The 8,690-nt window shown below is 44.1% G+C and carries 6 protein-coding genes and 1 pseudogene; 6 read left to right on the top strand and 1 reads right to left on the bottom strand.

What is annotated here, in order from left to right; all coding sequences use genetic code 11:
• Positions 1–178: 178 nt before the first annotated feature.
• Positions 179–499: a helix-turn-helix domain-containing protein gene (locus AB5Z01_RS13200; RefSeq protein ID WP_186489976.1), complete on the bottom strand. Its 321-nt coding sequence runs from the start codon at positions 497–499 to the stop codon at positions 179–181.
• A 337-nt stretch (positions 500–836) separates the two neighbouring features.
• Here AB5Z01_RS13200 and AB5Z01_RS13195 point away from each other — a divergent pair, with 337 nt between their 5' ends.
• The 6 genes and pseudogenes from AB5Z01_RS13195 to AB5Z01_RS13170 form a co-directional block, all read left to right on the top strand.
• Positions 837–2,090, top strand: a complete 1,254-nt coding sequence (locus AB5Z01_RS13195; RefSeq protein WP_286961515.1) for a GTPase — start codon at positions 837–839, stop codon at positions 2,088–2,090.
• Positions 2,090–3,256, top strand: a complete 1,167-nt coding sequence (locus AB5Z01_RS13190) for a GTPase (RefSeq protein WP_287216407.1) — start codon at positions 2,090–2,092, stop codon at positions 3,254–3,256. The genes AB5Z01_RS13195 and AB5Z01_RS13190 overlap by 1 nt, the downstream gene beginning before the upstream one ends.
• Positions 3,257–3,269: 13 nt before the next feature.
• Positions 3,270–4,385, top strand: a complete 1,116-nt coding sequence (locus AB5Z01_RS13185) for a hypothetical protein (protein WP_287216406.1) — start codon at positions 3,270–3,272, stop codon at positions 4,383–4,385.
• 214 nt (positions 4,386–4,599) lie between these two features.
• The gene (hsdR, locus tag AB5Z01_RS13180; RefSeq protein WP_287216405.1) at positions 4,600–6,936 is read left to right on the top strand and encodes an EcoAI/FtnUII family type I restriction enzme subunit R; all 2,337 of its coding nucleotides are present in this window, start codon (positions 4,600–4,602) and stop codon (positions 6,934–6,936) included.
• A gap of 3 nt (positions 6,937–6,939) precedes the next feature.
• Entirely contained in the window at positions 6,940–8,427 is a 1,488-nt protein-coding gene (locus AB5Z01_RS13175; protein WP_278461105.1) for a class I SAM-dependent DNA methyltransferase, read from the top strand.
• Positions 8,424–8,690 (top strand): annotated as a pseudogene (locus tag AB5Z01_RS13170) (restriction endonuclease subunit S); the annotation flags it as partial. The gene AB5Z01_RS13175 and the pseudogene AB5Z01_RS13170, both read left to right, overlap by 4 nt.

The raw sequence follows: 8,690 nt of genomic DNA, 5'->3' as shown, positions 1-8,690 counted from the left end.
TCATATTACGCTGCTGTTGGCGGAGGAGTATTGAGTTGAAAAGGAATCACAGCTTGGGAAGGGGCTGTGATTTTTTTGTACTGAACCTCACCTCTCCTGTACCTATTTACCTTATAATCATGCTTCAAAGTGTCGGTCTTGTCTATGTGGCAGACGTACAAACTTACCTTTTACCCTCTCACCGCCTATTCCCATTAGCCAGATCATTAACAATATCAGCAATGTTCTCCAGCTGCCTTTTGTTGAGCTTTTTCAGGTCAGAGATAAGCTTACTTAGCTCTTTTGGCTGCTCGGCGTCGGCGTCGAAAAACTCCTGCGGCGTAATGTCCAGATACTCGCAGATATAAAAGAAAGAGGTCATAGAGGGCAGGGCTTTTCCTGTTTCGATATTGTTTATATACCCTGCGTTCTGTCCAATAGATAAGCTCATATCCCTTGCGGAAACACCTTTCTGTGTGCGAAGTTTTGAGATCCTCAAAGCAAAATTATTGTCATACATGAATTTGTTCTCGTACATTATTTGCACCCCCCATATATAATATTTTATCCTATATCATTATGCATTATGTCGGAATTTTTCCTATAAAGGGGTTGAAATATGTGAAATAATATGATATAATGATGTAAAGTATTTGAAATAATGCGATATTTGTATAAAAAGCGGATTGTGCCATGTTTTTTGTTAAAATAAAAAAATATCTTACGAAAACGTTATACTAAGCAGCCAGCTTAACAAAAGTGAAAAAGAATGTGTTATAATTAACATACAAAAACGTATTATTATGTCAGTTATAGTTGATAATTGACAAATCAATAAGGAAAAGGAGTTTTTTAACATGAACGAAAACATCAACAAGAAATTTGATGTAAAAAACTTTGACTATGATAAGTGCTATGAGGAAGTAAAGGAAATTGCTTCAAAAAATATCAATATCATAGTGTGCGGAGCTACCGGCGTTGGCAAAAGCAGCCTTATAAACGACTTCTTCGAGTTTGATAAGGATAGCGCCGCGCCTGTCGGAAGCAGCGGAAAACCGCAGACAAGGGGCATACACGAGTATCATTCAAAGAGCATTACCTTGTTCGACACTGAGGGCTACGAGGTAGAAAGCTCGTCTACGCCGGAAAACAGTGCTTTTTACAGAAACATAATCGACCTTATCGACGAACGCAAAAATACATATCCTGCGGATTTGGGTATGCACATCCACGAGGTTTGGTACTGCATAAATAACCGCTTCATGGATCTCGATGAAAGGCTGATAAAAGACATACAGGCGAGAAATATCCCCGTGTGCGTTATTATTACAAAGGTGGATAATCTTGACGAGAACGAAGTCGCTCAGATAAAGGACGCTGTCGGCGAAGCCGGAAAACGCAATAGGATAAACGGCATTGAGGTGTTTACCTATTCTACTAACAGCGATCTTGGCGACGAGTATGTGCAGAAATCTGAGATAAACAGCTGGGCACATCATAATCTTGACGATTACCTCAGAGAAAGCTTTATCCCGTCGCTCAAAAAAGCGCAGGGTCAAATGGCAGAAATGATGATAAAGCACAAGATACCGAAATACGCGGCTTTAGCCGCAGGTATTGTTACGGCTACATCATTTGTACCCGTGCCACTTTCCGATTCGGTACCGCTTATGGGCATACAGGTAAAAATGGCGATGGATATTTTAAGCTGCTACGGAATAGATAATGATATGAAGGGCGCTGTGAAAAATTTAGCCGGAGCGGGCTTCGTTTCTTATATAGGAAAAACGCTGGCTTCTCAGCTGCTTTCGGTGATCCCATTTGTCGGCGGCGCGGCGAAAGCCACGGTAAATGTTTCAGTGGCAACTACTGTTACGGCTACCCTCGGCGTTGCGATAACGAAGATCTGCGAGGAATACACTAAAGCCTGCATAGAGAACGGCGGCTCGAAAGACCTTATGATCACCAAAATTTCCGACTACTTTACTGTTGAAAATCTGAAAAAGGTAATGAAAGAGATCAGCAAGGGCAAGGATCAGAAAATTGTAGAGAGAATAGTAAAAGCTGTAGTTGATATGTTCAAGGATACGAAAAAAGGAGCAAGGAAATAATGGAAGGCGACAAGATAAAAACTAATATACTGATAGCCGGCAAATCGGGCGTTGGCAAAAGCAGTCTGCTGAATTACATATTTGGCGAAGAGGTCGCGGAGACGGGTGCGGGAAAGCCCGTAACGGCGGAGGGCCTGCACGAATATTCTTTCGAGCTGAAAGATAACGACCGAATATCTTTTTCGATATGCGACAGCTGGGGTCTTGAACCCGATAAAGCGGACGAATGGCACAAGCAGATAATCGACAAAGTAGCGGAGTACGACAAGCACTCTATCAACGAATGGTTCAGCACCATAATCTACTGCCTTAGCGCCGACTCTGACAGAGTGGAAGATTTTGAGATAAGCATAATAAACGACCTTATAGCTGAGAAAAACAACGTAAACGTTGTGATAACTCACTGCAAGTCTGAGAACGACGACAGAGCGGAGCGTATGAAAAAGCGCATAGTTGAAGACGGCAGCGTTTCGGCTGACTCGGTGATATTTGTAAACAACTATGAGAAAAAACTTATTTCTGGCGAGGTAAAGAAGTTTGGACGCGAAGAGGTAGTAAACTGCATTATCCGCAACTTGTGGAACAATTACAAGGTAAAAGTGCCGTATAAAATAAAAGAGCACGCTAACGAAATGTTTCGCAGCGAACAAGATAAGCTTCATGATATGGTGGCAAGTACAAGATTTGTTCTGCGAAAGCATCATAAGCTCGATAAGTTTGAAGAGGAAATAAACAATGAATTCGGAATGTTTGTTTTTAAGTCTGTAATGAAACTAAATAACGAGTTTAACGATGCGTATAATTATTATCAGCAGCTGTCACAAGAGTATTACGCGATCGTTTTTGGTATGGACGCGTTAAAGCTGCTGAACGACCCAATAATGTTTTTTGACGCAACAAAGGCTTTCAAAGAAGAAGTAAGTCAGCAGGTGGAAAGGATCGCCGAATCAACGGGAAAAATACTGAAATTCATGAACCAGGATGTTACCAAAGAGCTTATGAAAAAGCTTTTTGCAGAGATAAAGATAAACGTAAAGACGGCAAAAGCTATCAAAAATGACCTTCATGAAACGGTGGACAAGTACATTGTAAGAACGAAAGGCGTAGTTTTTGAAGAGATCGAGAAAACTGAGGAAAAGCTGCTTGCTATCGAGATCAAGATATAGGGGGTGCAACCAAATGACCTTAAAAAAGCTAACAGCAATAGTCCTCACGGGTGCGGTGGTGCTGCTCACCGCTTGTTCTGACAGCGATTCAGGCAGCGGCAAAAAAAGCAAGAAGAAAGACTACTACACCATTGGCGAAACTTGGACAGTTGACGGGCAGTGGTCGCTTACCGTTACAGGCGTCACGGAAACGGCTGAGCGCAACGAGTATTCGGGGAAAAACCCTGCGGCAGTTTACATCGTTGACTATGAATATACAAACATCGGTTACGAGGACGAGGATGGCATAGCAAAGGGCATTTTCTTTGACATGGAGGACACCATAATAGACAGCAATGGCGTTATGGGTTACAGTTACCCGGGCGACGTTGTGAGAAACCCAAATGAAGCGCCTATCGGAAGCACCTGCAAGGCTCAGGCTTGCATTGGTGTGGACAATGCGGGTGATTTCAAGATAACTGAGAGCCATTATGATTCAGACGGTGACGAACATTCGGCGACTTTTCTTATCGAAGTCGGCGGAAGTTCGGCAGACGAAAAATCTGACAGCGCCGCTCAGCCGACGGAAACTACCACCACAACGACCGCCGAGGCGACCACGACTAAGCCCGTGACCACGCTTGCGCCGTATGACATTTACGACGACACGGTGTATGCGAACGACCTTATCTACGAAACGGCGGACGATATTTTTGCCGAGCTTGGCGACGATTTCAGCATGGATTTTATATCAGTGGGGCAGGAAAACATCATCGCTGTCGAGAACGACGACGTGTATCCGAACACAAAGATAGGCTTTTACACCACGGACATACAGAACATCGGCACGCTTGATTTCCCGTACGCGATACACGTCACGCCGGGCGGATACATCACCGAGGGCGTGCAGGTTGGAATGACGTACAACGAGCTGAAAGCCATTTACCCGAGCCTGGAGGGCGCAACGCTTGACGGCGGAACGTTCGGCCCGACGGCGTGGATAAACATAGACGGCAACGCGTGGGGCATAGAGTTCGACGTATCACAGGCAGACCGCGAGCGGCTGGGCATGACGGTAGGCGTGGCGGTCGATCTTTCGGAGCTTAATCCTAAGAGTACACTAGGGTATTATATTAGTTCGCTGAGCTGATATTTTTGAATTTTGTTATGGCAGCTTTTCGGCTTTTTAAGGAGTCGGAAGGCTGCTTTTTTTCTACCTTAAATTTAGTGACTTTACTTCATTTTTATTACAAAGCAATAAAAAACGCAGCTAAATGATTGACTATTTGTGGGAAATGTGGTATAATGTGATGTGAATATATAACTTCTTATAATTTTATCTTATCTGAAGTGGAGGTGTGACAATGACCATACTTGCAAAAAAAGAAATGTCAGAAGAGGATATAAAGCTTCAATTCATTACTCCTGCTATTCTTGATAAGTGGGATAAAAACAGAATTACAATGGAAACAAGGATCACCGACGGTAAGATCTGTCTGAACGGTAACTTTGTTCATCGTGATAAGAAAAGCGCCAAGTTTGCCGATTATGTTCTGTATTGGAGCAGCAGTTTCCCCATAGCGATAGTTGAGGCTAAGGACAATAACCATAGCGTATCATTCGGCTTACAACAGGCTATAGCTTATGCTCAGATGATGGATGTACCTTTCGTTTACAGCTCCAATGGTGATGCTTTCTATGAACACGATATGCTGACAGGTATGGAGCGTGAAATCGCACTTGATGATTTCCCTACACCTAATGAGCTTATGGAACGATACAAGGCAAATGCGAACGGCGGGCAAGGGCTGTCAGAGAATGAGCTTGCAGTCATCAGCCAGCCTTACTATTCAAGCCAGAATACCTACGAGCCAAGATATTATCAGCGAGTGGCAGTAAACCGTACTGTTGATGCTATTGCTCGTGGTGTAATGAGACTCCTGCTCGTCATGGCAACAGGCACGGGCAAGACCTATACTGCGTTCCAGATCGTGTACCGTCTGCTGAAAAGCGGTATGAAGCGTAAGATACTGTATCTTGCCGACAGGAATATTCTTGTGGATCAGTCTATACAGCAGGATTTCTCTCCGCTTGAAAAGGTCATCCACAAGATCAATGTTGCTAAGGATAACAAAACCACTATCACCTCACATCAGGTCTATTTCTCGCTATATCAGCAGTTGATCGGTGATGATGATAAGGAGCATTTCTCCGAGCTGTTTGACAAGGATTTCTTTGACCTTATTATCGTAGATGAGTGTCACAGAGGCAGCGCCAAAGAGGATAGCAAGTGGCGCAGGATACTGGATTACTTCTCCTCGGCTACACAGATCGGTATGACCGCTACTCCGAAGGAGACAAAATATACTTCTAACATTTCGTATTTTGGCGAGCCGATCTACACATACTCCCTCAAAAACGGCATTGAGGACGGATTTCTCGCCCCGTTTAAGGTCATCAGCATCACAACAGACATTAGTGACGGCTGGAGACCGCTGAAAGGACAACGAGATTATTACGGCAACGAAATTGAGGACAGGATATACAACAATACCGACTATGACTACAATATCATCATTCAAGACAGAATCAACCAGGTTGCCCTTGAAATTACGAACTACCTTATCAGCACAGACCGTATGCAGAAAACGATAGTATTCTGTGCGACTGAGGATGCTGCGGAGCGTATGAGAGTGGCTCTTGTCAACTTCAATAAGGATATGGTTGCTCAGAATCCTGATTATGTGGTGCGTATCACAGGCTCGGACGAGTACGGCAAGAGCAAGCTTGATTACTTCATCTCTGTCGGCTCTCCTTATCCTGTTATCGCTACGACTTCCAAGCTCCTGTCTACGGGTGCTGACTGCAAAATGACAAAGCTGATAGTGCTTGATGAGAATATCGGCTCTATGACCGAGTTCAAGCAGATCATCGGCAGAGGTACCAGACTGCGTGAAAAAGAGGGCAAGACGCACTTTGTAGTTATGGATTTCAGAGGTGTGACAAGGCTGTTCTATGATGAAGGCTGGGATGGGCCGGTCGAAATTGATTCAAATTATCATTCTCCAGAACCTAAGATCGATACTGACGGCCCTGTTGATTCTCCATTACCACATCCTGAGCCACAGCCTAAACCGTATGTCGGTGTAGATGGCTGTACTGTACGAATTATAAACAAAGTGGTATCGGTTTATGATGCGGATGGTAAGCTTCTTCGTCACGAGAATATCATAGATTATACAAAGACAAACATTTTAGGAGAATTTGCCGATCTAGAACATTTTATCAGAAGCTGGAATAGTGAAGAAAAGAAACGCACTATTTCAGAGCTGTTTAAAGAACACGGGATAGATATTCAGGCCTTAAAAGAATCACAGGGTATGGGCGATATAGACGATTTTGATTTTATAATACACATAGCGTTTGATAAGAAACCATTGACCCGAAAAGAACGTGCAAACGATGTAAAGAAACGTGATTTTATCAGCAAATATAATGGTCTTGCGAAAGAAGTTCTGGAAGCCCTGCTTGATATGTACTCAAACGAGGGCATTTATCAGATAGAGGACACACAGGTATTAAAGCTTGATCCTTTTATCCGTATGGGCAAGCCTGCGGCAATCGTTAAGTTGTTTGGTGGTAAGGAAGGATATAAAAAGGCTGTAAAAGAGCTTGAAGAAGAAATTTACAAGGTGGTTTAAAATATGAGCAGTTTAAGTAATTTCGTAAAGAGATTACGGGATATTATGAGAAACGATGCAGGTATCAACGGTGATGCACAGCGTATTGAGCAGATCGCTTGGCTGCTGTTTCTCAAGGTTTACGACACAAAGGAAGAAGATTGGGAATTTGATGATGATGCCTATGAGTCTATTATCCCCGAAGATTGCCGTTGGCGTAATTGGGCGGTAGATGACGGCAAGGGTACAGCTTTGACAGGTGATGATCTGCTTGATTTCGTCAATAATACGCTGTTTCCCACGCTGAAAGGCATACAAGTTTCCAAGACTACGCCTATCAATAAGGCTATCGTCAAGACAACATTTGAGGACACCAACAACTACATGAAGGACGGTGTTCTGCTTCGCCAGGTAGTCAATGTCATTGATGAGCTTGACCTTACCAATTATGAGGAAAGCCACGCATTTGGCGATATTTATGAGTCTATCCTGAAAGAGTTGCAAAGTGCAGGCTCTGCCGGCGAGTTTTACACGCCCCGTGCTGTGACTGACTTCATGGCACAGATGATAAAGCCTGTAATCGGTGAAAAGATGGCTGATTTTGCCTGCGGTACGGGCGGATTTATCATTAGCTGGCTGAAAGCTCTTGAATCACAGAAAAAGACTGTTGAGGACAGAGCGGCGTTTGATACCTCGGTTTACGGTATTGAAAAGAAGCAGTTCCCGTATATGCTTTGTGTCACAAACCTTCTGCTCCATGATATTGACACACCGAGAGTATATCACGATAATTCGCTGTTAAAGGATGTTCTTGACTATACTGAGGACGATCAGTTTGATGTGGTTCTGATGAATCCACCATACGGCGGCAGCGAGAAAACGGAAGTCAAGAATCATTTTCCGTCTGATCTCGCAAGCAGTGAGACGGCTGACCTGTTCATGTCGGTCATTATGTACCGCCTGAAGCAGAACGGCAGAGCTGCGGTCATTCTCCCTGACGGTTTCCTGTTTGGTACGGATAACGCTAAAGTCGCTATCAAAAAGAAGCTGATGAGCGAGTTCAATCTGCACACTGTCATTCGTATGCCGCACAGCGTTTTTGCTCCGTATACCTCTATTACTACAAATATCCTGTTCTTTGACAGGACAGGCTCGACGAAGGAAACATGGTTCTATCGTCTGGATATGCCCGACGGGTACAAGAACTTCTCCAAGACAAAGCCGATGAAGCTCGAACACTTCGCCCCTGCTATTGAGTGGTGGAGCGACCGACAGGAGATCACCATTGACGGCTTTGACAAGGCGAAAAAGTACACGGCTGAGGAACTTGCGGAGAGAAATTATAACATTGACCTCTGCGGTTTTCCCCATGAGGAAGAAGAAATACTCCCTCCAAGAGAGCTAATCCAGCAGTATCAGGAGAAACGTGCAAGCCTGAATGCGGATATTGACCGTATTCTGGAGCAGATCACGAGCATTCTCGGTATCAGCGATATGGAGGACTTGACATGACAGCACAGCAGCTTAAAAACTCCATACTCCAGATGGCGGTGCAGGGCAAACTCGTTCCGCAAGATCCGGGTGATGAGCCTGCAAGCGTACTGCTCCAGCGTATCAAAGCCGAAAAACAGGAGCTTATCAAGGCAGGCAAAATAAAAAAGGATAAGAAGTCCTCGGAGATATTCAGAGGTGCTGCCCATAATTTGCCTTATGCCTACTGTGAGCAGATCGGCAAGGAAATTCGTGATATTTCAGACGAGATACCGTTTGAGATT

Origin of the sequence: Ruminococcus sp. RTP21359st1_H3_RTP21359_211015 (assembly GCF_040909065.1) — a bacterium.
Classification (GTDB): Bacteria; Bacillota; Clostridia; order Oscillospirales; family Ruminococcaceae; genus Hominimerdicola; species Hominimerdicola aceti.
The sequence above is the reverse complement of the archived record's forward strand: the minus strand, read 5'-3'. Positions and strand labels throughout refer to the sequence as shown.